Genomic DNA, 23790 nt, shown 5'->3' with positions numbered 1-23790 from the left:
TCAGTCTGCATCGTCGATGGCCACCCGCGAATCCGCGACAGCCGTTCCGGCGAACCTATCCACCGACAGGGACGTTGGGCAATCCGGGTCCCCAATCATGCTGCGCGACAGCGGCACTGACGCAAGGAACGGGCGTGGAAATCAGTCAAGGAGACCCGTGACGGCGCGCTGACTGCTCCCGTCGGTGCCATCTTCCGGGGTGCCGGGCCGGTCAGACCCGCAGAGCGTCCGCGGTACGCCGGGCGGCGTCCCGCAAGGTGCGCACGTCCGGTCCCGCGCCCAGCACCTCCCTGCTGCTCGCGGCCAGCACCTGCGGAAGCGCCGCCCCGAACACGTCCCGCAGCTGCGCCGGCCCGGCCCCCTGGGCGCCCACGCCGGGCGCGAGGACCGGCGTGGCGGCACCGACGAGGTCCAGGTCCAGGCGTCGTACGGCGTCGCCGACGGTCGCCCCGACGACGAGCCCGACGCTGCCGAGCTCGCCCCGACCGCGCGCCGGTGCATTGTCGACGGCAGCGCCGGAGACGACGCTGCGCGCCACGCTCACCCCGTCGAGCGTCGCGTGCTGCACGCTCGCACCCTCGGGATTGGAGGTCAGCGCCAGCACGAAGACACCGCGGCCGGTCGCGTGGGCCAGGTCGATCGCCGGGCGCAGCGACTCGTACCCCAGGTACGGGCTGAGCGTGATCGCGTCGGGTGCGTGCGGGGACTCGCGCAGGAACGCGTCGGCGTACGCCGCCATCGTGCTGCCGATGTCGCCGCGCTTGACGTCGAGCACGGTCAGGGTGCCCGCGTCCCGCAGCGCCGCGACCACCCGCTCCAGCAGCGCCACTCCCCCGGACCCGAAGACCTCGAAGAACGCCGACTGCGGCTTGACCGCCGCCACCTGCCCGCCGAACGCCTCGGCGCAGGTCATCGCGAACCGCTCGACCCCCGCCAGGGTGTAGGGCAGTCCCCACGCCTCGACCAGCGCGCGGTGCGGGTCGATCCCGGCGCAGAGCGGACCGTGCGCGTCCATCGCGGCGCGCAACCGGACCCCGAACGGCGTCCGCTCCCCGGCACCGTCCGCCGAGCTCCCGGAACTCCCCGAGGTCATCGTGCGTAGAGGTTCAGGTCCCGGGCGTGCGCCTGCAGCGGCTTGACCTTCATCGGCCCGGCCAGCTGCGCCTCGATGCCCTGCACCGCGGCCGCCAGCTGCTGCACCGTGGTGATGATCGGCCGGTCCATGCTCGTGGTGGCCGCCCGGATGGCGTAGCCGTCGACGCGCGCGCCCTGCCCGGACGGGGTGTTGACCACCATCGCCACGTCTCCGGCCAGGATGCGGTCGACCACGGTCGGCTCGCCCTGCGGTCCGCGACCCTCGCTGTGCTTGCGCACGACCTGGGCGTGGACGCCGTTGCGGCGCAGCACGTCCGCCGTGCCCTCGGTCGCGAGCAGGTCGAAGCCCAGGTCCGCGAGCCGCTTGAGCGGGAAGATCATCGCGCGCTTGTCGCGGTTGGCGATCGAGACGAAGATCAGCCCCTCGCGCGGCAGTCCGGTCACCGAGCCCAGCTGGCTCTTGGCGAACGCCGAGCCGAAGTCGTCGTCGATGCCCATCACCTCGCCGGTCGAGCGCATCTCCGGCCCGAGCAGGCTGTCGACGACCTCGCCGTCGGTGGTCAGGAAGCGCTTGAACGGCAGCACCGCCTCCTTCACCGCGGTCGGCGCCGAGGACGGCAGGGTGCTCCCGTCGCCGCGCGGCGGCAGGATCCCCTCGTCGCGCAGCTGCTGGACGCTCGCCCCCAGCATCACCCGCGCCGCGGCCTTGGCCATCGGTACGCCGGTCGCCTTGGCCACGAACGGCACCGTGCGGCTGGCGCGGGGGTTGGCCTCGAGCACGTAGAGGATGTCCTGCGCGAGGGCGAACTGCACGTTCATCAGACCGCGCACGCCGATGCCCCGCGCGAGCTTCAGGGTGTACTCGCGCACCCGCGCGACCTCCTGCGCGCCGAGCGTCACCGGCGGCAGCGCGCACGCGGAGTCGCCGGAGTGGATCCCGGCCTCCTCGATGTGCTCCATGATCCCGCCGAGGTACATCTCGTGCCCGTCGTAGAGCGCGTCCACGTCGATCTCGATGGCGTCGTCGAGGAAGCGGTCGACCAAGACCGGGTGCTCCGGGGAGGCGTCCGTGGCGCGGGTGACGTACTGGGCCAGCGTGTCGTCGTCGTAGACGATCTCCATGCCGCGCCCGCCGAGCACGTACGACGGCCGCACCAGCACGGGGTAGCCGATCTCCTGCGCGACGGCCAGGGCCTCGTCGGCGCTGTAGGCGATGCCGTGCTTCGGCGCGGGCAGCTTCGCCTCGGCCAGCACCCGGCCGAACGCGCCGCGGTCCTCGGCCAGGTCGATGGCCTCGGGCGAGGTGCCGACGATGGGCACGCCGGCCTCCTTGAGCGCCTTGGCAAGGCCCAGCGGGGTCTGCCCGCCGAGCTGCACGATGACGCCCGCGACGGGGCCGGCGGCGCGTTCGGCGTGCACGACCTCGAGCACGTCCTCCAGCGTGAGCGGCTCGAAGTAGAGCCGGCTGGACGTGTCGTAGTCGGTGGAGACGGTCTCGGGGTTGCAGTTGACCATCACCGTGTCGAAGCCGGCGTCGCGCAGGGCGAACGACGCGTGCACGCAGGAGTAGTCGAACTCCACGCCCTGCCCGATCCGGTTGGGGCCCGAGCCGAGGATCAGCACGGCGGGCCGCTCGCGCGGCGACACCTCGCTCTCCTGGTCGTAGCTGGAGTAGTAGTACGGCGTGCTGGCGGCGAACTCCGCGGCGCAGGTGTCGACCGTCTTGTAGACCGGGCGCACCCCGAGGGCGTGCCGCACCCCGCGTACGACGGCCTCCGGCGTGCCGCTCAGCTGCGCCAGCTGGGCGTCGGAGAAGCCGTGCCGCTTGGCGAGGCGCAGCTGCGCGGGGGTCAGCTCCGGCGCGGTGCGCACGCGCCGCGCGACGGTGTTGATCAGCTCGATCTGGTCCAGGAACCACGGGTCGATCTTGGTGGCGTCGTGCACCTCCTCGACGGACAGTCCGGACCGAAGTGCCTGCTGCACCAGCACGATCCGCCCGTCGGTCGGCGTACGCGCCTGGTCCAGCAGGGCACGCCCCATCTCCTTGGACGGCTCGTCGTCGGGGTTCCAGTGGAAGGAGGAGCCGGAGCGCTCCATCGAGCGCAGCGCCTTCTGCAGCGCCTCGGTAAAATTGCGTCCGATAGACATGGCCTCGCCGACCGACTTCATCGTGGTGGTGAGGGTCGGGTCGGCGGCCGGGAACTTCTCGAACGCGAAGCGCGGCACCTTGACCACGACGTAGTCCAGCGACGGCTCGAAGCTGGCGGGCGTCTGCTCGGTGATGTCGTTGGGGACCTCGTCGAGGGTGTAGCCGATGGCCATCTTGGCGGCGATCTTGGCGATCGGGAAACCGGTGGCCTTGCTGGCGAGCGCGCTCGATCGCGACACCCGCGGGTTCATCTCGATGACGATGATCCGCCCGTCCTCGGGGTTCACCGCGAACTGGATGTTGCAGCCACCGGTGTCGACGCCGACCTCGCGGATGACCGCGATGCCGATGTCGCGCAGCCGCTGGTACTCCCGGTCGGTCAGGGTGAGCGCGGGCGCGACGGTGATCGAGTCGCCGGTGTGCACGCCCATCGGGTCGAGGTTCTCGATGGAGCAGACGACCACCACGTTGTCGGCGTGGTCGCGCATGACCTCCAGCTCGTACTCCTTCCAGCCGAGGATCGACTCCTCCAGGAGCACCTCGGTGGTCGGGCTGGCCTGCAGGCCGGCGCCGGCGATCCGGCGCAGCCCCTTCTCGTCGTACGCGAACCCGGAGCCGAGGCCACCCATGGTGAACGACGGTCGCACCACCATCGGGTAGCCGAGCTGCTCTGCGGCAGCGAGGCATTCGTCCATTGTGCGGGCGATGATCGACTTCGCCGACTCCGCGCCGCAGCGGGCGACCACGCCCTTGAAGCGCTCGCGGTCCTCCCCCAGCTCGATGGCCTCGACATTGGCACCGATCAGCGGGCAGTTGTACTTCTCCAGCACCCCCGCCTCGTGCAGCGCGATCGCGGTGTTGAGCGCGGTCTGGCCGCCCAGGGTCGCGAGCACCGCGTCCGGGCGCTCGGCCGCGATGATCGACTCCACGACCGCCGGATTGATCGGCTCGACGTACGTCGCGTCGGCGAACTCGGGGTCGGTCATGATCGTGGCCGGGTTGGAGTTGACGAGGATGACCCGCAGGCCCTCCTCGCGCAGCACCCGGCACGCCTGGGTGCCGGAGTAGTCGAACTCGCACGCCTGGCCGATCACGATCGGCCCGGAGCCGATGACCAGCACGCTCTTGATGTCGTCCCGCCTGGGCATTACTTGTTCTCCTTGTTGCTGGCCATCAGGTCGGTGAACCGGTCGAAGAGGTACGCCGCGTCGTGCGGGCCGGCCGCGGACTCGGGGTGGTACTGCACCGAGAACGCCGGCAGGTCGAGGCACTCCAGCCCCTCCACGACGTCGTCGTTGAGGCAGACGTGCGAGACCCGCACCCGCCCGTACGGCGCACCCTCGGGCGCCAGCACGTCACCGTCCAGTGGCGCGTCGACGGCGAATCCATGGTTGTGCGCGGTGATCTCGACCTTGCTGGTGCTCCGGTCGAGCACCGGCTGGTTGATGCCGCGGTGGCCGTACTTCAGCTTGTAGGTGCCGAAGCCGAGCGCCCGGCCGAGCAGCTGGTTGCCGAAGCAGATGCCGAAGAACGGGATCCGCGCGAGCAGCACCTCGCGCAGCAGCGTCACCTGGGGCGCGGTCGCCGGGTCGCCCGGTCCGTTGGAGAAGAACACCCCGTCGGGGGCGAGCGCCTCGATCTGCGCGTACGTCGTGTCCGCCGGCAGCACGTGCACCTCGACGCCGCGAGCCGCGAGACTCGCAGGCGTGGCGGCCTTGATGCCGAGGTCGATCGCGGCGACGGTGAAGCGCTTCTCCCCCACCGCCGGCACCACGTACGCGGTCGGCGTCGTGACCTCGGATGCCAGCTCGGCTCCGTCCATCCGGGGCGCGTCCTGCACCCGGGCGACCAGATCGCCGGTAGTAAGGGCGTCGCCGGAGAAGATGCCGACGCGCATCGCCCCTCGCTCGCGCAGGTGGCGGGTGAGCGCGCGGGTGTCGATCCCGCAGATGCCGACCACGCCCTGGTCGCGCAGGTCGTCCTCCAGGGTGCGCACCGAGCGCCAGTTGGACGGTCGCAGCGCGGGGTCGCGCACGACGTATCCCGACACCCAGATCCGTCGCGACTCCCCGTCCTCGTCGTTGACGCCCGTGTTCCCGACGTGCGGCGCGGTCATCACGACCACCTGCCGGTGGTAGCTGGGGTCGGTGAGCGTCTCCTGGTAGCCGGTCATACCGGTGGAGAAGACGGCCTCGCCGAAGGTGACGCCGCTCGCGCCGTAGGCCTGGCCGGTGAACGTCGTGCCGTCCTCCAAAACCAGGGTCGCGGGCGACCTGTCCAGTGCGAAGAGATCCTGTGCTGTCTGCTGATTCACGCGTGCACCTCGCCGTCGAGCAGCGTCGCCCGACCTCGTAGGAAAGTGGCGTGCACCGCGCCGTCGAGCGCGACGCCGTGCCATGGGTTGTTGGACGAGAGCGACCGCGAGGCGTCCCGGTCGACCGTGACGCGGGCAGCCGGGTCGAAGAGCACCAGGTTGGCCGGAGCCCCGTCGGCGAGGCCACCGCCCTGATCGTCGAGCCCGGCGATCCGAGCCGGCGTCGTCGACATCGCGGCCGTCACCTGCGACCAGTCCATCGAGCCGGCGCGCACCATCACCGTGTGCACGACCTGCAGCGCCTGCTCCAGGCCGAGCATCCCGAACGCCGCCTCGGCGAACGCGTGCTCCTTGTCGTGCCGGGCGTGCGGTGCGTGGTCGGTGGCGACCGCGTCGATGGTGCCGTCCGCCAGCGCTTCCCGCAGCGCGGCGATGTCCTCGGCGGGTCGCAGCGGCGGGTTGACCTTGAAGGTCGGGTCGTACGTCGCGACCTTCTCGACCGGCAGCATCAGGTGGTGCGGGGTCACCTCGGCGGTGACCGCGATGCCCTGCGCCTTGGCCCAGCGCAGCACCTCCACCGAGCCGGCCGTTGAGACGTGCGCGATGTGCACCCGGCTGCCGGTGTGCCGCGCGAGCATCACGTCGCGGGCGACGATGACCTCCTCCGCGACCCCTGGCCAGCCCGGGAGGCCGAGCCGCCCGGACAGTTCGCCCTCGTGGGCGCACGCGTCGGAGCCCGCCAGGCGCGGATCCTGGGCGTGCTGGGAGACCACGCCGCCGAACGCCTTGACGTACTCCAACGCCCGGCGCATGAGCCGCGCGTCCTGCACGCACTTGCCGTCGTCGGAGAAGACCCGCACGCGGGCGCGGGACCGGGCCATCAGCCCTAGCTCGGCGAGCTGCTCCCCGGCGAGGGCCTTGGTGACGGCGCCCACGGGGTGCACGTCGACCAGCCCGGCCTGCCGGCCCAGCTCGCGCACCCGTTCCGCGGCCTCGGCCGTGTCGGTGACCGGGTCGGTGTTGGCCATCGCGAGCACGGCCGTGAAGCCACCCGCGGCCGCGGCCGCGGACCCCGTGGCGATCGTCTCGGCGTCCTCGCGGCCCGGTTCGCGCAGGTGGGTGTGCAGGTCGACGAGGCCGGGCAGCGCCACGAGGCCGTCGGCGTCGATACGCCGGGCGTCGCGGGGGGCATCGGAGCCGGTCTCCACGCGGCGGACGACGCCGTCCTGCAGCAGGAGGTCGGCGCGGCCCTCGCCGACGACGTCCGCGCCCACGATCAGATACGAATCAGTCACTGTGCTCCTCCCAGGAGGTGGTAGAGCACGCTCATCCGCACCGCGACGCCGGCCGAGACCTGGTCGAGGATGAGCGAGCGGGCCTCGTCGGCGGCGTCGGCGGTGATCTCCAGCCCCCGGTTCATCGGACCGGGGTGGGCGATCACGGCGTTCGGCGGGAGCAGCTTCAGCCGCTCCCGGGTGAGGCCGTAGCCGACGGTGTACTCGCGCGGCGTCGGGAAGTACCCGCCGGTCATCCGCTCCTTCTGCACCCGCAGCATCATCACCGCGTCGGCGTCCGGCAGCACCGCGTCGAAGTCGTACGTCGTGGCGAAGCCCGCCGCCTCGCTCCAGGCGCCGATCCCACTGGGCATCAGCGTCGGCGGGGCCACCAGCGTCACCTGCGCGCCGAGGGTCTTGAGCAGCAGCAGGTTGCTGCGCACCACACGGGAGTGCGTCAGATCCCCGGCGATCACCACGTGCTTGCCGGCGAGGTCGCCGATGCGGCGACTGATGGAGTACGCGTCCAGCAGGGCCTGGGTGGGGTGTTCGTGGGTGCCGTCACCGGCATTGACGACGATGGCGTCCACCCAGTCGGCGACCTGCGCAGGCGCACCGCTCGCGTGGTGACGGATCACCAGCCCGTCGACGCCCATGGCCGCGACCGTGGTGACGGTGTCGCGCAGCGACTCCCCCTTGCTCACCGAGGAGCCCTTGGCGGAGATGTTGATGACGTCCGCCGACAGCCACTTCCCGGCGATCTCGAACGACGACCGGGTGCGGGTGGAGTCCTCGAAGAAGAGGTTGACGACCGTGCGGCCGCGCAGGGCGGGCAGCTTCTTGACCTCGCGGTGCTGCACGTCGTGCATCTGGGTAGCGGTCTCCAGGATGGTCAGTGCCTGGTCCCGGTCCAGGTCGGCAGCAGACAGCAGGTGCCTCACGACGTCACCTCCGAGGTGTCGGCGGCGGGCGCGTCGACGATGCGCACCTCGTCGATCCCGTCGTCCTCCACCAGGGAGACGTGCACGCGTTCGCGCAGTGCGGTGGGGAGGTTCTTGCCGACGTGGTCCGCGCGGATCGGCAGGTCGCGGTGTCCCCGGTCGATCAGCACGGCGAGGCGTACGGCGCGCGGGCGGCCGAGGTCGCCGATCGCGTCGAGCGCAGCACGCACGGTCCGCCCGTGGAAGAGCACGTCGTCCACGAGCACGACGACGGCGTCGTCGATGCCGGCGGGCGGGATCTGGGTGGGTGCGGCGGTGCGGATGGGCTGCAGGCGCAGGTCGTCGCGGTACATCGTGACGTCGAGCGCGCCGGTGGGCACGTGCACGCCCTCCACCTCGGCGATCGCCTCGGCCAGACGCGCGGCCAGGGTGGCACCGCGGCGCGGGATCCCGAGGAGCACCAGGTCATCGGCGCCCTTGTTGCGTTCGAGCAACTCGTGCGCCACACGGCGCAGGGCGCGACGGATCTCGTTCTCGGAGAGGACTACTCGACCGGTGGATGCACCGGGAGCCTTACGGTCTGGACGCGTCGACAAGCGTCATGACCTCCTTCGCCGCCTCGCAGGACGGATCGTTAAAGGATGTCTGTCGGCCCCGATGGTAGCGGAGGGAGCGCCCGCCCGCCGACGGCGTCCACGCGTTCGGACTCGCTCGGCCGGCGATTGTCAGCGTTTCTCTGGCGTATCCACCAGAGAAACGCTGACAACCGCGCCGTGCGCCGCGCTGCGCAAGGGTCAGGGACCGGTGTACGCCGTGACGTCGAGCGTGAGCCGGACGGTCCCGCCCGACACGTTGGTGATCGTCACCGTGCCCCTGCCGCTGATCGGCAGCAGTGCGGTGTTGGTGCCCGCTCCACCCGCGGTGAAGCCCAGCAGCGAGCTCGCGCTGGAGACCGTGCCGTTCGTCAGATACCCCGAGGCCTGAGCAGACTCGGCGTCGAGCACGACCTCGACACCGGTCGCCGTGCCGGGCACCGGCGTGCCGTAGGTGTCGCGCACCTGCACCGTCACCGACCCGCGGGCGGGGATCTGCACCGCGCGGGAGAACGCCGCCGTGGCAGTGACACCGGACAGGATCCGCGTCGGCGGCACCTGGGTCCACTGGCCACCGGACGCACCGCCGTACCCCTGCACATCGACGATGACGTGCAGGCTGTGCGCCGAGCGGTTGGTCACGGTGATCGTGCCCGACGAGCCGAGCCGGACCAGCGTCGTGCTCGCGACGCTGCGCCCCGCACCGAAAGCCAGCACCGAGGTGCTGGTGCTGCTCACCGTGAGGTAGCCCGCGGAGCCTGCCGAGGTCGCGGTGACGTTCAGCAGCGCGCTCGCGGACCCGGTGGGGACCGGTGAACCGGACGCACCGGCCACCTTGAAGGTGACCGTGGCGCCGGCCCCGATCGCGGTACGCCGGCTGTTGGACCGGGTGCCGACGCGGGTGTCGACGATCCGGGTGTGCGTCGTCGCCGTCCACCGGCTGCCGCCGGTCGACGCGTAGCCCTCGACGTCGATCATCAGGTGCACCGCGGCCGGGCCGTGGTTGGTGACCGTCACCGAACGGCCGGTCAGCGGGAAGAGCCGCGAGGAGGATGTGACCTGCGATCCGCCGAACACCACGGCCCCTCCGGGGGTGGTGAGCCAGCCCGGCCTGGACGTGGAGACGCTCAGGTGCAACTGGGCGCCGGTCGCAGAGGACGGCACGGGCGATCCGACCAGACCGCTGACCCAGATCTTCAGTGATGCCCCGGGCGCGAGCGGCGTGTGGACGGCGTTGAAACGGGTGCCGAAGCGGGTGTCGACCAGCCGCACAGGACCGACGGCGGTCAGACGGGTCGATGCGGTCGGCACGACGGTGCCCGTGGTGACGCCCGGCCCCGAGCCGCCGGCGTTCTTGGCAACGACGGTGAAGCGGTAGGTCGTGCCGTTGCTGAGCCCGGTCAGCGTGGCCTTGCGCGCGCCGGCGCCCACGCTGACCGACCGCCCGCCGGGGGACGCCGTGACGGTGTAGCTGCCGACCGTGCCGCCGGTGGTCGGGGCCGCCCAGTCGACCGTCGAGGAGCCGCTGCCGACCGTGGAGGACAGCCGCGACGAAGGACCGGGTACTGCCGGTGCGGGCGGCGGCGGGGGCGTCGACGAGAGCGCCTTGAACCACATGGCGTCGACCGCGAACGGCGTGTGCGCTGCACTGCCGCCGTTGTCGCCGACGTGCACCGCCACCGTGGCGGCCGAGTGCAGCGTGAAGGTGCCGACCGAGCGGTACCCCTTGGCGCTGGACTGGTCGAGCACCGAACTGGTCGACACGCCGCCGCCGGTGATGGAGTAGCGCGCCCGCCCGCTGCTGTTGCTGGACGGCACGTATGCCATCGCGCTGTAGGTGCCCGCCCCCAGGTACCTCGACCATGTGGCGCCGTTGACCTCCGTGGAGGTGCCGCTGCTGCCGGTGTAGAGCGCGTGGCCACCCAGCCCTTGGCCGGTCATCGTGTGCCAGGACGACATCGGTCCGGTCAAGGAGAACCCGGCTCCGACGGGCCCGGTGGTGTTGCTGCCGTACGAGACGGGCGTCGCGTTACCGGCGAGGGGCGCGTCGATCCAGTTCGCGTCGATGTTGATCCGCACACCGCCCCAGGACTCGGTGACGTTCCCGGCGTACTGGTGCAGCCGCTGGTGGTTCGCCCATTCGGCGTCGGAGAAGCGGGAGTACGACGACTGGGCACTGGTGTTCGCCAGGCCGTTCCAGTACGCGAACCAGACGTGGTCGGGCGCGACGAAGCTGCTGCCGGCGGAGGACATGTCGCTCATCACCGACGGCGGGCCCCCGTACACGCCGGACAGGTAGCCGGACCGGTGGACGGCGGTGGTCCACGCGGAGAGGAACGTCAGCGCCGCGTTGCGGCACGAGCTGCCGAGACCGTAGTTCTCCATGTCGAAGTAGAGGGGCCGGCCGGTGCCGATACCGAACGACCGGGCTTTCGCGACGGCGTCGGCGGCAGCCGCGGTGCCCTGGCTGGCGGCACTGGAGGGAGAGATGGTGGACAGGCCGCCGGCCTGGACGCACGGCGCCTGCAGCCCGACGTAGATCGGGATCAGACCCCATCCCGCGCTGCTGACCGCCGACACGTAGGACGCGGACAGGTTGCCGTCGCCGCACGCGCGGTTCGCGCCGCCGATGTAGACGCCGACGGCGCGGTACGGCGAGCTCTTCCACGCGCTGAGGGCACTGGTCGAGGGAGCGGAGCAGGTGTCCAGCCCGAACCCGGTGAACGCCGAGGTCGATGCGGCCACGGCGCTGGTGCTCGCCTGCGGGCCGGCGGTGGCAGCCGGCTGCGCGGCCGATGCGCCCGGGCTCGTCGCGGCGCGCGCCAAGGCTGCCGCAGGGACCGACCCGGTGGTGCCCGTGACGCTCGCGAGGGCCGCGTCGACGTCCGTCCGGGAGGTGCCCCAGGTCGCCTGGATGACGACCTTGCGTCCGGCGACCGCGGCCAACTGCTCGTGCGCGGTGGCGTCGGTCATCACGCGCGCGGCCATGGTGCCCACCCGGCCGCTCGGCGTGCCCGCGGCGGTGGCCGACGGCGCGAGCCAGAGGGTGTCCGCCCGGCCCACCAGGTGGGCGGGGCAGTCCTGCTGTGCCGCCGCCGCGCCGGTGTAGACCGTCGGGACGTCCAGTCGCACGCAGGCACCGGGGGTCTTGTCCAGGTCTACGACCCGCCAGGCGGCCGGCACCCGCACGGACACCCCGCCGTACGACACGACCCGGGTCCCCGTGGCGCCCGCGGTGGCGGACACCGGAGCGGCGGCACTGGTGACGGGAGGGACTGGCGACGGCGCCGGTGCGGGATCGGCGCCGGCCGGTCCGACCGCGAGACCCATCGTCGCGGCCGCCGTGACGGTGCCGATCAGGGCCGCGCGATAGGCGGCGGACGATCCACGACGGATCTTCACTGGGACTCCTGTGACAGGTGAGGCTGGTGGGCCTCCATACCGTGCCACAGGCAACGTTCAGTGTGGCGGTTACGAGCCTGGCGAAATGCAAGCCGCCACGCCGATCTTCCCGGGATCGGTCACACCAGAGATGACGGAGACGACGGCGGACGACGAGGGTCGCCGCGCGCCGTATGAAGCGCGCCGCGACTCCACCCGGTCGGGGCCGAGAGGGTCGACTCAGGCCAGGGTGTGCTTGACCTGCGCGACCTGGGTGAGCAGGCCGCTCATGAACTGCGGCGAGGCGTCGGTGGACAGCTCACTCGCCAGGTGGGTCGCCTCGGCGATCGCCACCTTCTCCGGTACGTCGTCGTTGAACGCGAGCTCCCAGACCGCGAGCCGCAGCAGGGCCCGGTCGACCGCCGGCATCCGGTCCATCGGCCAGTCGGTGTAGGTCTGGATGGTCTCGTTGATGACCGACCAGTGCGCCACCACGCCGCGGACCAGGTCGGCGGTGTAGTCCGGCAAAGGGGCCGGTGTGACGGGTTCCGCGACCCGCTCGTCGAGCAGCGTCACGGCGTTGACACCGCGCTGCTCGGCCTCGAAGAGCAGGTCGAGCGCGCGCTTGCGAGCCTTGGTGCGAGCGCCCACCGTCGCCTCAGCTCACGCGGCCGAGGTACGACCCGTCGCGGGTGTCGACCTTGACCTTGACGCCGGTCTCCAGGAAGAGCGGGACGGAGATCTCCGCGCCGGTCTCCAGCGTGGCGGGCTTGGTGCCGCCCGTGGAGCGGTCGCCCTGCAGGCCGGGCTCGGTGTGGGTGATCTCCAGGACCACGGAGGTCGGCAGTTCGACGTAGAGCACCGTGCCGTCGTGGGTGGCCACGATCGCCTCGTTGTTCTCGAGCAGGAAGTTCGCGGCGGTCCCGACGGTCGCGCCCGGGATGGTCACCTGGTCGTAGGTCTTGACGTCCATGAAGACGTAGTCGGACCCGTCCTTGTAGAGGTACTGCATGTCGCTGCGGTCCACGGTGGCCGTCTCGACCTTCACGCCGGCGTTGAACGTGCGGTCCACGACCTTGCCGGACAGGACGTTCTTGAGCTTGGTGCGCACGAAGGCCGGCCCCTTGCCGGGCTTGACGTGCTGGAACTCCACCACCGACCACAGCTGGCGGTCGATGGAGAGGACCAGACCGTTCTTCAGTTCGTTCGTGCTCGCCACGGGTAGGACTTCCTTCGGTAGTTCAGGTGCAGGTCTCGGGGATCGATCCTGGAGCCACGCACTCACGGATCGACGCAGACAGGCGCACATGCCGCGTGTCTGCGTCGGGGTGGGTGCTGATTCGGCCGCCGGATCGTCGAGTCCAGTCTACCGGCCGGGACGCCCTGCCCCGAATCAGTCGGTGGCGCTGACCGCGTCGTATGCCGCGCGAAGGTCCGACTCCGCGGGTCCTTCCAGCCGGGTCACCGCCGCGACGTCGGTCAGCACGACGAACCGCAGCAGGTCGCCGCGGGTCTTCTTGTCGCGTCGCATCGCGGCGAGCAGGTCCTCCCAACGGCCGCCCCGGTAGGTCGTCGGCAGGCCGAGCGAGGTCAGCACCCGGCGGTGCTCGGCCACCAGATGCGCGGCGAGCAGCCCTGCCCGATGAGCCAGCTCGGCGACGTAGACCATTCCCACGGCGACGGCGTCACCGTGGCGCCAGGTGTAGTGCTCGACCTGCTCGATGGCGTGCGCGAAGGTATGGCCGTAGTTGAGGATCTCGCGCAGCGAGGACTCCTTGAGGTCCGCGGCGACCACCCGCGCCTTCACCGCGACGGCCCGGCGCACCAGCTCGGGCAGCACCTCACCGTCCGGATCGCTCGCAGCCGCCGGGTCCGCCGTGACGAGCTCCAGGATGCGCGGATCGGCGATGAAACCGCACTTGACGACCTCGGCGAGCCCCGCGACCAGGTCGGCCCGCGGCAACGTGGCCAGCAGGTCCAGGTCGCACAGCACCGCGACCGGTTCGTGGAAGGCACCCACGAGGTTCTTCCCCTCGGGGGTGTTGATGCCGGTCTTGCCGCCGACCGCGGCGTCGACCATCCCGAGCAGCGTCGTCGGCACCTGCACGACCCGGATGCCGCGCAGCCAGGTCGCGGCCACGAACCCGGCCAGGTCGGTGGTGGCTCCCCCGCCGAACCCCACGACGACGTCGGTGCGGGTGAAGCCCGCCTCGCCCAGCCGGGACCACAGACGCGCGGCGACATCGGCGGTCTTCGCGGCCTCGGCATCCGGCAGCTGCGCAACCAGGACCGACCGGTCGCCCGCGCGCAACGCAGCGGCCAGCTCGTCCGCGCGGTGGGCCAGCGTCGGCGGGTGGACGAGCAGGACCCTGGTGGCGTCGTCCGGCACGACCGCCGGCAGCTGCGCGAGGACCCCACGACCGACCAGTACGTCGTACGCGCTGCCGACCGGGATCCGGTCGATCGTCATGCCCGCTCCGTCGAGCCGGGGTCGATCAACTCGGACACCTGAGCGACGACCTCCGCGATCTTGCGGCCGCCGGTGTCGACCCGCCACGTGGCGAGGGCTTCGTACGTCGGGCGTCGGGCGTCCATCATCCGGGTCCAGGTGGCGCGTGGGTTGACGGCCAGCAGAGGCCGCGAACCGTCGAAGCCGACCCGGCCCGCCGCGTCCTTGATCGTCACGTCCAGGAAGACGACCGGCGCACCGCGCAGCAGCTCCGCGGTGCCCGGGTGCATCGCCGCTCCCCCGCCGAGTGCGAGCACGCCCTCGCCCTGCAGGCCGCGTGCGACCGCGGCCGCCTCGAGGGCGCGGAACGCCTGCTCGCCCTGCTCCACGAAGATGTCGGAGATGCTCGCGCCGGCCTCCTGCTCGACCAGATGGTCGGTGTCGACGAACGGCACCTGCAACCGGGCGGCGACCCGCCGACCGACGGTGGTCTTGCCCGCACCGGGGGGTCCGATCAGGACCGCGACGACGCTCACCAGGTCCGCATCTCGGCCGGGATGGACTCCAGGTAGCTCAGGTGGTTGCGCGCGGTCTCCACGACGCTGTCGCCGCCGAACTTCTCCAGGCACGACTGCGCCAGCACGAGCGCGACCATCGCCTCGGCGACGACACCCGCCGCCGGCACCGCGCAGACGTCCGAGCGCTGGTGGATCGCGGTGGCGGGCTTGCCGGTCGCGGTGTCGATCGTGCGCAGCGCCCGCGGCACTGTCGAGATCGGCTTCATGGCGGCGCGCACCCGCAGCACCTCACCGGTGGACATGCCGCCCTCGGTGCCGCCGGCCCGCCCGGACGTGCGGCGTACGACGCCGTCCTGGCGCACGATCTCGTCGTGGGCCTGCGAGCCGGGCCGGGTCGCGGTCCGGAACCCGTCGCCCACCTCGACGCCCTTGATGGCCTGGATGCCCATCAGCGCGCCGGCGAGCCGGGAGTCCAACCGCCGGTCCCAGTGCACGTGGGAACCGAGGCCGGGCGGGACGTCGTAGGCGATGACCTCGACCACTCCGCCGAGCGTGTCCCCGGCCTGCCTGGCGGCGTCGATCGCAGCGACCATCGCCGCGGATCCGGCCGGGTCCAGGGTGCGCACCGGGTCGGCGTCGAGCGAGTCGACGTCGTCCGGATCCGGCAGCGGGACGTCGTCGGCGACCTCGGCACCGCCTATGGCGACCGTGTGCGAGACCAGCCGGATGCCGTACGCCGCCTGCAGGAACCGGGCGGCGACCTCACCGAGGGCAACCCGCGCAGCCGTCTCGCGCGCGGACGCGCGCTCCAGCACCGGGCGGGCCTCGTCGAAGCCGTACTTCTGCATCCCGACCAGGTCGGCGTGGCCGGGCCGGGGCCGGGTCAGTGCCTTGTTCCGGGCCAGTTCCTTCGGGGCGCCCATGTCGTCGGCGGCCCGGAGGTCGTCGACGTCCACAGGCTCCGGACTCATCACCGTCTCCCACTTGGGCCACTCGGTGTTGGCGATGGTGATCGCGACCGGCGAGCCCATCGTGCGGCCGTGTCGCACGCCGCCGGTGAACTGCACCTCGTCCTGCTCGAACTTCATCCGGGCACCGCGGCCGTATCCGAGCCGGCGGCGGGCCAGGGCGACGACCAGATCCTCCCGGCTGACCGGGATCCCGGCGGGCAGACCCTCGATCACCGCGGTGAGGGACGGGCCGTGGGACTCACCGGCGGTCAACCAACGCAACATGCGCCCGAGTTTGTCACGCCCCCTGGGTGCGCTGCGCCGCCCGTCCAGCCGCCTGCATCGCGGCGAGCGGCGCGTCCCGGCCCGTCATGGACCGCACCTGGGCGGCAGCCTGGTGGATCAGCATCTCGATGCCGGGCACGACGCTGAGTCCCGCGCGCCGCGCCGCAGTCCCCAGCGGCGTCGGCCACCCGGCGTAGACCACGTCGAGCAGGACCCCGTCCCCGGTGAGCTGCCGCTCCCCCAGCGTGGCCGCGACCGCGTCGGCGCCGCCGGGCGGCAGGGTGCTCACCGCGACCGGCACCTGGGTGAGCAGATGGGCCGCATCGTCGAGCGGCGCCACCCTGATCGTCATCCCCGCCTCACGGGCCTGCCGCAGCGTCTCGGGGCGGGCCTCGCCGCGCACCGCGAGGACGACGTCGTGCAGATCGAGCCCCGCCAGGGCAGCCAGGGCCGACCGAGCGGTGGCGCCGGACCCGAGGACGAGGGCCCGCCCGGCGCCGGGGGCGACACCCGCGTCGAGCAGCGCCGCGCGGATCCCCAACACGTCGGTGTTGTCCGCGTGCCATGAATCGTCTTGCCGGATCAGGGTGTTCGCCGCCCCGGTATGCAGCGCGGTCGGCGACGCGACATCGGCCAGCGCCAGCGCGGCCTCCTTCAACGGCATCGTGAGAGCCAGTCCGCGCCACCGCTCGTCGAGCGAGGCGAGGAAGCCCGGCAGCTCCTGCGCGCCCACGTCGAACAGGTCGAAGGTCCAGTCGGACAGGCCGAGCGCGTCGTACGCCGCCCGGTGCAGGATCGGCGACAGCGAATGCGCCACCGGCCGGCCGAGGACCGCCGCCCGTGGACCGTTCAGCACTTGCCCGGATGCGCGGTGCACCAGGCCTGGAAACGTCGTACCGCGGCCGCGTGCCCGGTGCTGTCGGAGGCGAAGACCGTCTCGCCCGTGGCCAGGTTGACGGTCACGAAGTACAGCCAGGGACCCGCCGCGGGTCGGTACGCCGCACGCAGGGACGCCAGTCCGGGGTTGTCGATCGGCCCGGGAGGCAGTCCGGCGGAGCGGTAGGTGTTGTACGGGCTCGACGAGTCGCGTTCGCCGTTGCTGGTGGTCACCTTGCCGCGGCGGTGCAGCAGGTAGTTCACCGTGGAATCCAACTGCAACGGCATCCCGCGTGCGATGCGGTTGTCGACCACGCGCGCGACCTTCGGGCCGTCCTGTGCACGACTGGCCTCCGCCTCCACCAGCGAGGCCACGATGGTGACCTTCGCGAGGCGGCTCTGCGGGATCCCGAGACTCGCCACCTCCTGCTTGAAGCGGGTCACCATGGCCTGCAGCTGGGTCTGGGCGCTCGCGCCCTTCGGGAAGTCGTACGTCGAGGGGAAGAGGTATCCCTCGACCCGGCCCCGAGCGGCTGCCGGCAGGCCGAGAGACGCGACCGGCACCTTCGTGTAGTCCGCGAGCGGCACCTTGGTCGCCTGGGACAGACGGCTGTAGATCTCGGTGGCCCACAGGCCCTCGGGGATGGTGACTCCCCCGGACACCTTCGCCTTCGGATCCAGCAGTACGTCGAGCGCGTCGGCGGAGCTCATGTGCCTGCGCAGCCGGTAGGTGCCCGGCTGCAGCGCCGCGAACTTGGAGTTGTTGGCGGCGAGCGCGGTGAAGGAGCTGGCCGATTTCACGACCCCCGCCTTCTGCAGGGTCTCGCCGATCGCCGTCCCGGAGTCGCCCGGCGCGACGGTGATGGTCACGCTCCCCGTGCCCGCGCCCACGTAGTCCCCGCCGCCACCGGCGAGCGCGCCGCCCCCGCCGAACTTGGGCAGGAACGAGGAGCCGAGCGTCGAGATGGCGAAGATGAGAGCAGCACCGATCACGAGCGCGCCGACGATCAGCGCCAGGCATCCACGCACCGCGGGCCGACGGCCGTCGTCGTCCGGCCGTCTGCGGGGCCGTGCCTCGCGTGGCCGGGGAGCTGGGGCCTGCCGCTGCAGGTCGCGCTCACGCGCTTCACGCCTGCTCACGGCCGGCGCTGCCACCGCGGGTGGCACCGGCCCGGTGGCGTCCGGGTCCGCATCGGACAGCGGGCCGGTCGCGTCCCGACCACCCTGCCGGGCGCCGCGCCCGGATGAGCCGAAGATCGAATCCCCGAGATGGGAGTCGTTCATCCGGGCCTTCCTTCCGAGGGGCGTCGGCGGCTCTGCCGAGTACGCGGTTTGCGGCCGCCGACGATTTCTCCCGGAGCGTGTCCGGAAACACGCTCGGAGTCAAGCGCGGCTTGCAGGATCAGCACAGCTGCCTGCTGGTCGATGATCTCCCGACTGGTGCGGGCCGTACGCCCGGCGGCGTGCAGGGCGCGCTGTGCGTCCACCGTGCTCAAGCGCTCGTCGACCAGCCGCACGACCACTCCCGGCACCTGTTTCGCCAGGGCGACGGCCCAGGACCGGGCCGTCTGCGCGGCAGCCCGCTCCACCCCGTCCATCGAGAGCGGCAGCCCGACGACGATCTCGAGGACGCCGCGTTCTCCGGCTTCGTGCGCGACCTCGGCGGTGTCGGCGACGCCTGCGGGGTCGCGGCGGACCGTACGCAGCGGGGTGGCGACCGACGCGTCCGGATCGCTGGTCGCGACACCGATGCGCACCGATCCGACGTCGACGCCGAGGCGGGCGCCCGGCCTCATCGCCGCCTCGCGGCAGGATCGATCGGGGTCACCGGGCCGTGACCGTCTCGCCCACCGTGTGCTCGACCCGGGTCAGCGCGTCCCCGGTCTTGCCGGCATCGCTGCCACCGCCCTGGGCGAGGTCGGGCTTGCCGCCGCCACCGCCGCCCAGGACGCCGGCCGCGACCTTCACGAGATCGCCGGCGCGCACGCCCCACTCGCGGGCCTGCGCGTTGGTCGCCACGACCACGACGGGCCGATCCTTGCTGACACCGGTGACCGCCACGACCGCCGGCGTCGCGTCACCGAGCTGGTCGCGCAGCTGCAGCACCAGGGCGCGTACCTCGTCGGCGCTCGCCGCACCGGCATCGTGGCCGACGTACCGCACACCGAAGACGTCCTTGGCGCCCGCGACCAGGTCGCCTGCGCCGGCCAGCACCTGCTGCTGGCGCAGTTTGGCGATCTCCCGCTCCGCGTCCTTGACCCGGGTGAGCAACTCGGAGATACGCGCGGGCAGCTCGGCCGGCTGCACCTTCACCAGCCCGGACAGCTCCGCCACCATCGCCCGCTCGCCGGCCAGGTAGTGCAGCGCGTCCATGCCCACGAAGGCCTCGACACGGCGTACGCCGGAGCCGACCGATGACTCACCGGTCAGGGTCAGCGCGCCCACCTGGGATGAGTGCGCGACGTGGGTGCCACCGCACAACTCCCGCGACCACGGGCCACCGATCTGCACGACGCGCACCTGCTCGTCGTAGGTCTCACCGAACAGCGCCAGGGCGCCCCACTCACGCGCCTCAGGCAGCGTCATGAACTGTGCGGACACCGGAAGGTCCTTGCGCACGGCCAGATTCGCGACCTCCTCGATCTCCGAGCGGGTCTCCGGCGACAGCGCGGAGCCCCACGCGAAGTCGAGCCGTAGGTAGCCCGGCTTGTTGTAGGAGCCGGACTGCAGCGCCGACGGGCCGAGCACCTGGCGCAGCGCGGCGTGGATCACGTGGGTGCCCGAGTGCGCCTGACAGGCCGCGACCCGCCAGCCGGGGTCGACCTTCGCCTGCACCTGCTCACCGACCCGCACGGGCCCGTCCTGGACCTGCACGGTGTGCACGACCAGTCCCTTGACCGGGCGCTGCACGTCGAGCACCTTCAGCACGCCCTGGTCGGTGACGATGTCGCCGGAGTCCGCGATCTGGCCACCGGACTCGGCGTAGAAGCTCGTGCGGTCCAGCACGACCTGCCCGGTCGCGCCCGGCTCGAGCTCCTGCTGGCGCTCACCGTCGCGCACGAGCCCGACGACCGATGCCTCGACCGAAAGGTGCTCGTACGCCTGCCAGTCCGTGCGACCCAGCGACAGCAGCTCGGTCCAGACGCCGACGTCGGCGTGCCCGGACTTCTTGGCCTTGGCATCCGCCTTGGCGCGGTCGCGCTGCTCCTGCATGAGGAAGCGGAAGCCCGCCTCGTCGACCTGCACGCCCTGCTCGGCGGCCATCTCCATAGTGAGGTCGATCGGGAAGCCGTAGGTGTCGTGCAGCTGGAACGCCGCGTCCCCCGACAGCTGCGGGGACGGCTGCTTCTTCGCCTTCGTCACGGCGGTGTCCAGGATCGTGGTCCCGGCGTCGAGGGTGCGCCGGAAGGCGTCCTCCTCGGCATACGCGATCTGGCTGATCCGCGCGAAGTCGGTCTCCAGCTCGGGGTAGCTCGCCTTCATCCGGTCCTTGCTGACCGGCAGCAGCTGGGGCAGCGCGTGGTCGCGGTAGCCGAGCAGTCGCATCGCGCGCACCGCGCGGCGCAGCATCCGTCGCAGCACGTAGCCGCGCCCCTCGTTGCCGGGGGTCACCCCGTCGCCGATCAGCATCAGCGACGAGCGGATGTGGTCCGCGACCACGCGCAGGTGCACGTCGTCGGGGTGCGAGCTGGTCGCGGCATGACCGGACTTCGCGCCGTACGTGCGGCCGGTCATCTCCGCGGCCTTGGCCAGGACCGGATAGACCTCGTCGATCTCGTAGAGGTTGTCCTTGCCCTGGAGCACGGAGGCCATCCGCTCCAGGCCCATCCCGGTGTCGATGTTGCGCCGCGGCAGCGGTCCCCGTATGTCGAAGTCGGACTTGGTGCGGAACGCCGACAGCTCGTCCTGCATGAAGACCAGGTTCCAGATCTCCATGAAGCGGTCCTCGTCGACCGCCGGGCCGCCGGCGGCGCCGTACCGGGCACCGCGGTCGTAGAAGATCTCCGAGCTGGGACCGCCCGGGCCGGGCACGCCCATGCTCCAGTAGTTGTCCTCCTCGTCGCGGCGCACGATGCGCGCCTCGGGCACGCCGATCCGGTCCCGCCACAGCGCGTACGCCTCGTCGTCGTCACGGAAGACGGTCGGCCACAGCAGCTCCGGGTCCAGGCCGTAACCGCCGTCCGCCTGGCTGGTGGTCAGCAGACCCCAGGCGAAGTCGATCGCGCCCTCTTTGAAGTAGTCGCCGAAGGAGAAGTTGCCGTTCATCTGGAAGAACGTGCCGTGCCGGGAGGTCTTCCCGACCTCCTCGATGTCACCGGTGCGCACGCACTTCTGCACGCTGGTGGCACGGTCCCAGGTGGGCTGCTGCTCGCCGAGGAAGTACGGCTTGAACGGCACCATGCCCGCGTTGACGAACAGCAGGTTCGGATCGTCGTAGATCAGCGAGGCGCTGGGTACGACGGTGTGCCCGCGCGCCTCGAAGTAGGCGAGCCAACGGCGACGGATCTCGGCGGTTTCCATGACGCTTCCTGGTCGGTGGGCGGCGACGACGAGCAGGGCCACCCGTGAAGTACGGCGCGCCCGACCCTACAACCGACGACGCCGCCTGCCCGCACGGGTTTGTGCGGGCAGGCGGCGATCGAACGGGTCAGACGCGAGTCGGTCCCTCGGAGCCGGAGTCGCCGCTGCTCGGTGCCACGAAGCTGGCGTCGCCGTCGTTGACGGCGGTGTCGGCCGTGTCGGCGGTGTCGGCCGTGTTGCTGCGGCCGCCGCGCGCGCGCCGACCCATCGACGGCGCGGTGCTGTCGGTGGGGCGGTCGGTGGTGATCGAGGGGAAGAAGCACGCGAGCTGGTGATCGCGCCCGTCGTCGGCCTGCTCCAGCACCGGTTCCTCGGTGGCGCACACGTCCTGCGCCTTCCAGCACCGGGTGCGGAAGACACACCCCGACGGCGGATGCTGCGGGCTGGGGAGGTCTCCGGTGAGCAGGATCCGCTCGCGGTCCCGCGACTGCGCGGGGTCCGGCACCGGCACGGCGGACAGCAGCGCCTGGGTGTACGGATGCTGCGGGGCCTCGTACAGGGTGTCGCGGTCGGCGACCTCCATGACCTTGCCCAGATACATCACGACGACCCGGTCGGAGATGTGGCGCACCACCGAGAGGTCGTGGGCCACGAAGATGTAGGACAGCTGCAGCTCGTCCTGGATCTCCTCCAGCAGGTTGACGACCTGCGCCTGGATCGACACGTCCAACGCCGACACCGGCTCGTCGCACACGATCAGCTGCGGGCGCAGCGCGATCGCACGCGCGACGCCGATCCGCTGGCGCTGACCGCCGGAGAACTCGTGCGGGTAGCGGTTGTAGTGCTCGGGGTTCAGGCCCACCCGGGACATCAGCTCCTGAACGGCCTTCTTCACGCCCCCTTCGGGCTTGACCGCCTGGATCTCGAACGGCGACGCGATGATGCTGCCGATCGTGTGCCGCGGGTTCAGCGACCCGTAGGGGTCCTGGAAGACCATCTGCATCTCGCGACGCAGCTTGCGCAGCCGGGTGCCCTTGGCGTCGGTGATGTCCTCGCCTTCGAAGCTGATGGTGCCGCCGGTGGGCTCCAACAGCTTCAGCATGGTGCGGCCGGCCGTGGACTTGCCGCACCCGGACTCCCCCACCAGGCCGACGGTCTCGCCGCGGCGGACGGTGATGTCCAGACCGTCGACCGCCTTGACCGGGGCATCGGGACGCCGGATCAGCCCGGCCTTCTTCTGCGGGAAGTACTTCTGCAGGCCCTTGACGACCAGCAGCTCCTCACGGTCGCTGACCGCGGTGCCACCGGCCCGGTGCGCACCCTGTGTCTGCTCGCTCATGCACTCTCCTGCGGTTGTTCGGTCGCGTGGGTGCTCGCGTCGTGGGAGGCGGCGATCTCGGCCCGGTCCTGATCGGTCAGGAAGCAACGCGCCTGCTGGGTCCCGATCTGGAACAGCTCCGGCTCCACCGTGCGGCACTTGTCACCGGGCACCCGGTCCCGGTGCGCACACCGCGGGTTGAACGCACACCCGGTCGGCAGATTGATCAGCGAGGGCGGGTTGCCCGGGATCGGATCCAGCTTCTCCGCGCGTGCCTGGTCCAGTCGCGGCATCGAGGCGAGCAGTCCCCAGGTGTAGGGGTGCTTGGGCCGCGCGAACGTGTCGAGCACGGTGCCCTTCTCGACCGGGCGCCCGGCATACATCACCAGGATGTCGTCGGCGATGTCGGCGACGACGCCCAGGTCGTGGGTGATGATGATGATGGCCGACCGGAACTCGTCCTGCAGGCTCACCATCAGGTCGAGGATCTGTGCCTGCACCGTCACGTCGAGTGCGGTGGTCGGCTCATCCGCGATCAGCAGCTTGGGGTCGTTGATCAGGGCCATGGCGACCATGGCGCGCTGGCGCATACCGCCGGAGAACTCGTGCGGATACTGATCGATGCGCCGCGCAGGGCTCGGGATCCCCACCTTGCCCAGCATCTCCAGAGTGCGCTCGCGCGCCTCCTTCTTGTTGGCATCCGGGTGGTGCACCCGGTAGCCCTCGGCGATCTGGGCGCCCACGGTGTAGTACGGGTGCAGAGCCGACAGCGGATCCTGGAAGATCATCGCGATGTCCTGCCCGCGCAGTTCGCGGTACTCCTCGTCGCTCACCTCCATCAGGTCACGACCGTCGAAGACGACCGACCCGGAGACACGCGCGGAGGTCCCGCGCTGCAGGCCCATGATCGCGCTGCTGCTCACGGACTTCCCGGAGCCGGACTCGCCGACGATACCGAGCGTCTGCCCGGCCGCGAGGTCGAAGCTGACGCCGTCGACGGCCTTCACCACGCCGTCGTCGGTGTTGAAGTGCACCTTCAGGTCTTTGACGCTCAACAACGGGCCGCCGGCGGCGCCGTCGTGCCGGGGCTTGTCTACAGTCACTGGGTTGCTCATGCGTTCGCCTT

The 23790-nt window shown here is 71.5% G+C and carries 18 protein-coding genes; all 18 read right to left on the bottom strand.

Annotated elements, in window-relative coordinates; all coding sequences use genetic code 11:
- Positions 1 to 211: 211 nt before the first annotated feature.
- The 18 genes from pyrF to HNR15_RS07145 all read right to left on the bottom strand — a co-directional run bounded on the left by pyrF (position 212) and on the right by HNR15_RS07145 (position 23779).
- Entirely contained in the window at positions 212 to 1093 is an 882-nt protein-coding gene (pyrF, locus tag HNR15_RS07230; RefSeq protein WP_179480370.1) for an orotidine-5'-phosphate decarboxylase, read from the bottom strand.
- Positions 1090 to 4392, bottom strand: a complete 3303-nt coding sequence (gene carB, locus HNR15_RS07225) for a carbamoyl-phosphate synthase large subunit (protein ID WP_179480367.1) — start codon at positions 4390 to 4392, stop codon at positions 1090 to 1092. The genes pyrF and carB overlap by 4 nt, the downstream gene beginning before the upstream one ends.
- Positions 4392 to 5558: a glutamine-hydrolyzing carbamoyl-phosphate synthase small subunit gene (carA, locus tag HNR15_RS07220; protein ID WP_343048456.1), complete on the bottom strand. Its 1167-nt coding sequence runs from the start codon at positions 5556 to 5558 to the stop codon at positions 4392 to 4394. The genes carB and carA overlap by 1 nt, the downstream gene beginning before the upstream one ends.
- The gene (locus HNR15_RS07215) at positions 5555 to 6853 is read right to left on the bottom strand and encodes a dihydroorotase (RefSeq protein WP_343048455.1); all 1299 of its coding nucleotides are present in this window, start codon (positions 6851 to 6853) and stop codon (positions 5555 to 5557) included. Before HNR15_RS07215 ends, carA begins: the two co-directional genes overlap by 4 nt.
- Complete coding sequence (locus HNR15_RS07210) at positions 6850 to 7773, bottom strand: aspartate carbamoyltransferase catalytic subunit (RefSeq protein ID WP_179480363.1); 924 nt, start codon at positions 7771 to 7773, stop codon at positions 6850 to 6852. The genes HNR15_RS07215 and HNR15_RS07210 overlap by 4 nt, the downstream gene beginning before the upstream one ends.
- Positions 7770 to 8369 carry a bifunctional pyr operon transcriptional regulator/uracil phosphoribosyltransferase PyrR gene (pyrR, locus tag HNR15_RS07205; protein WP_179480361.1) on the bottom strand — a complete coding sequence of 200 codons (600 nt, stop codon included), beginning with the start codon at positions 8367 to 8369 and terminating at the stop codon, positions 7770 to 7772. Before pyrR ends, HNR15_RS07210 begins: the two co-directional genes overlap by 4 nt.
- A 198-nt stretch (positions 8370 to 8567) precedes the next feature.
- Positions 8568 to 11768, bottom strand: coding sequence for a glycoside hydrolase domain-containing protein (locus HNR15_RS07200; protein WP_179480359.1), 3201 nt, complete (start codon positions 11766 to 11768; stop codon positions 8568 to 8570).
- A 219-nt stretch (positions 11769 to 11987) separates the two neighbouring features.
- Positions 11988 to 12398 (bottom strand): transcription antitermination factor NusB, encoded by a 411-nt coding sequence (nusB, locus tag HNR15_RS07195; RefSeq protein WP_179480357.1) that lies wholly within the window; start codon positions 12396 to 12398, stop codon positions 11988 to 11990.
- A gap of 7 nt (positions 12399 to 12405) precedes the next feature.
- Positions 12406 to 12966 carry an elongation factor P gene (efp, locus tag HNR15_RS07190; RefSeq protein ID WP_179480355.1) on the bottom strand — a complete coding sequence of 187 codons (561 nt, stop codon included), beginning with the start codon at positions 12964 to 12966 and terminating at the stop codon, positions 12406 to 12408.
- 174 nt (positions 12967 to 13140) lie between these two features.
- Complete coding sequence (gene aroB, locus HNR15_RS07185) at positions 13141 to 14217, bottom strand: 3-dehydroquinate synthase (RefSeq protein ID WP_179480353.1); 1077 nt, start codon at positions 14215 to 14217, stop codon at positions 13141 to 13143.
- Positions 14214 to 14732 (bottom strand): shikimate kinase, encoded by a 519-nt coding sequence (locus tag HNR15_RS07180; protein ID WP_179480351.1) that lies wholly within the window; start codon positions 14730 to 14732, stop codon positions 14214 to 14216. The genes aroB and HNR15_RS07180 overlap by 4 nt, the downstream gene beginning before the upstream one ends.
- Entirely contained in the window at positions 14729 to 15949 is a 1221-nt protein-coding gene (gene aroC / locus HNR15_RS07175) for a chorismate synthase (RefSeq protein WP_179480349.1), read from the bottom strand. The genes HNR15_RS07180 and aroC overlap by 4 nt, the downstream gene beginning before the upstream one ends.
- Before the next feature lie 13 nt (positions 15950 to 15962).
- Positions 15963 to 16805: a shikimate dehydrogenase gene (locus HNR15_RS07170; RefSeq protein ID WP_343048454.1), complete on the bottom strand. Its 843-nt coding sequence runs from the start codon at positions 16803 to 16805 to the stop codon at positions 15963 to 15965.
- Positions 16799 to 18109 carry an endolytic transglycosylase MltG gene (mltG, locus tag HNR15_RS07165; RefSeq protein ID WP_179480347.1) on the bottom strand — a complete coding sequence of 437 codons (1311 nt, stop codon included), beginning with the start codon at positions 18107 to 18109 and terminating at the stop codon, positions 16799 to 16801. The genes HNR15_RS07170 and mltG overlap by 7 nt, the downstream gene beginning before the upstream one ends.
- Positions 18106 to 18621, bottom strand: coding sequence for a Holliday junction resolvase RuvX (gene ruvX, locus HNR15_RS07160; protein ID WP_179480345.1), 516 nt, complete (start codon positions 18619 to 18621; stop codon positions 18106 to 18108). The genes mltG and ruvX overlap by 4 nt, the downstream gene beginning before the upstream one ends.
- Before the next feature lie 28 nt (positions 18622 to 18649).
- On the bottom strand, positions 18650 to 21346 hold the full coding sequence (alaS, locus tag HNR15_RS07155) for an alanine--tRNA ligase (protein ID WP_179480343.1): 2697 nt from the start codon (positions 21344 to 21346) through the stop codon (positions 18650 to 18652).
- A gap of 127 nt (positions 21347 to 21473) precedes the next feature.
- Positions 21474 to 22685, bottom strand: a complete 1212-nt coding sequence (locus HNR15_RS07150) for an ABC transporter ATP-binding protein (protein WP_179480341.1) — start codon at positions 22683 to 22685, stop codon at positions 21474 to 21476.
- A complete protein-coding gene (locus HNR15_RS07145; protein ID WP_179480339.1) occupies positions 22682 to 23779 on the bottom strand; it encodes an ABC transporter ATP-binding protein in 1098 nt (365 codons plus the stop codon). The genes HNR15_RS07150 and HNR15_RS07145 overlap by 4 nt, the downstream gene beginning before the upstream one ends.
- Positions 23780 to 23790 lie beyond the last annotated feature (11 nt).

This window comes from Allobranchiibius huperziae, from assembly GCF_013410455.1.
Classification (GTDB): Bacteria; Actinomycetota; Actinomycetes; order Actinomycetales; family Dermatophilaceae; genus Allobranchiibius; species Allobranchiibius huperziae.
This window is presented reverse-complemented; position numbering and strand designations above follow the sequence as displayed.

What these genes read in the sequence shown, in the direction of transcription:
- pyrF (WP_179480370.1), bottom strand. Translation starts at nt 1,093, where the DNA reads ATGACCTCGGGGAGTTCCGGGAGCTCGGCGGACGGTGCCGGGGAGCGG.
- carB (WP_179480367.1), bottom strand. Translation starts at nt 4,392, where the DNA reads ATGCCCAGGCGGGACGACATCAAGAGCGTGCTGGTCATCGGCTCCGGG.
- aroB (WP_179480353.1), bottom strand. Translation starts at nt 14,217, where the DNA reads ATGACGATCGACCGGATCCCGGTCGGCAGCGCGTACGACGTACTGGTC.
- aroC (WP_179480349.1), bottom strand. Translation starts at nt 15,949, where the DNA reads ATGTTGCGTTGGTTGACCGCCGGTGAGTCCCACGGCCCGTCCCTCACC.
- mltG (WP_179480347.1), bottom strand. Translation starts at nt 18,109, where the DNA reads ATGAACGACTCCCATCTCGGGGATTCGATCTTCGGCTCATCCGGGCGC.
- ruvX (WP_179480345.1), bottom strand. Translation starts at nt 18,621, where the DNA reads ATGAGGCCGGGCGCCCGCCTCGGCGTCGACGTCGGATCGGTGCGCATC.
- alaS (WP_179480343.1), bottom strand. Translation starts at nt 21,346, where the DNA reads ATGGAAACCGCCGAGATCCGTCGCCGTTGGCTCGCCTACTTCGAGGCG.
- HNR15_RS07150 (WP_179480341.1), bottom strand. Translation starts at nt 22,685, where the DNA reads ATGAGCGAGCAGACACAGGGTGCGCACCGGGCCGGTGGCACCGCGGTC.
- HNR15_RS07145 (WP_179480339.1), bottom strand. Translation starts at nt 23,779, where the DNA reads ATGAGCAACCCAGTGACTGTAGACAAGCCCCGGCACGACGGCGCCGCC.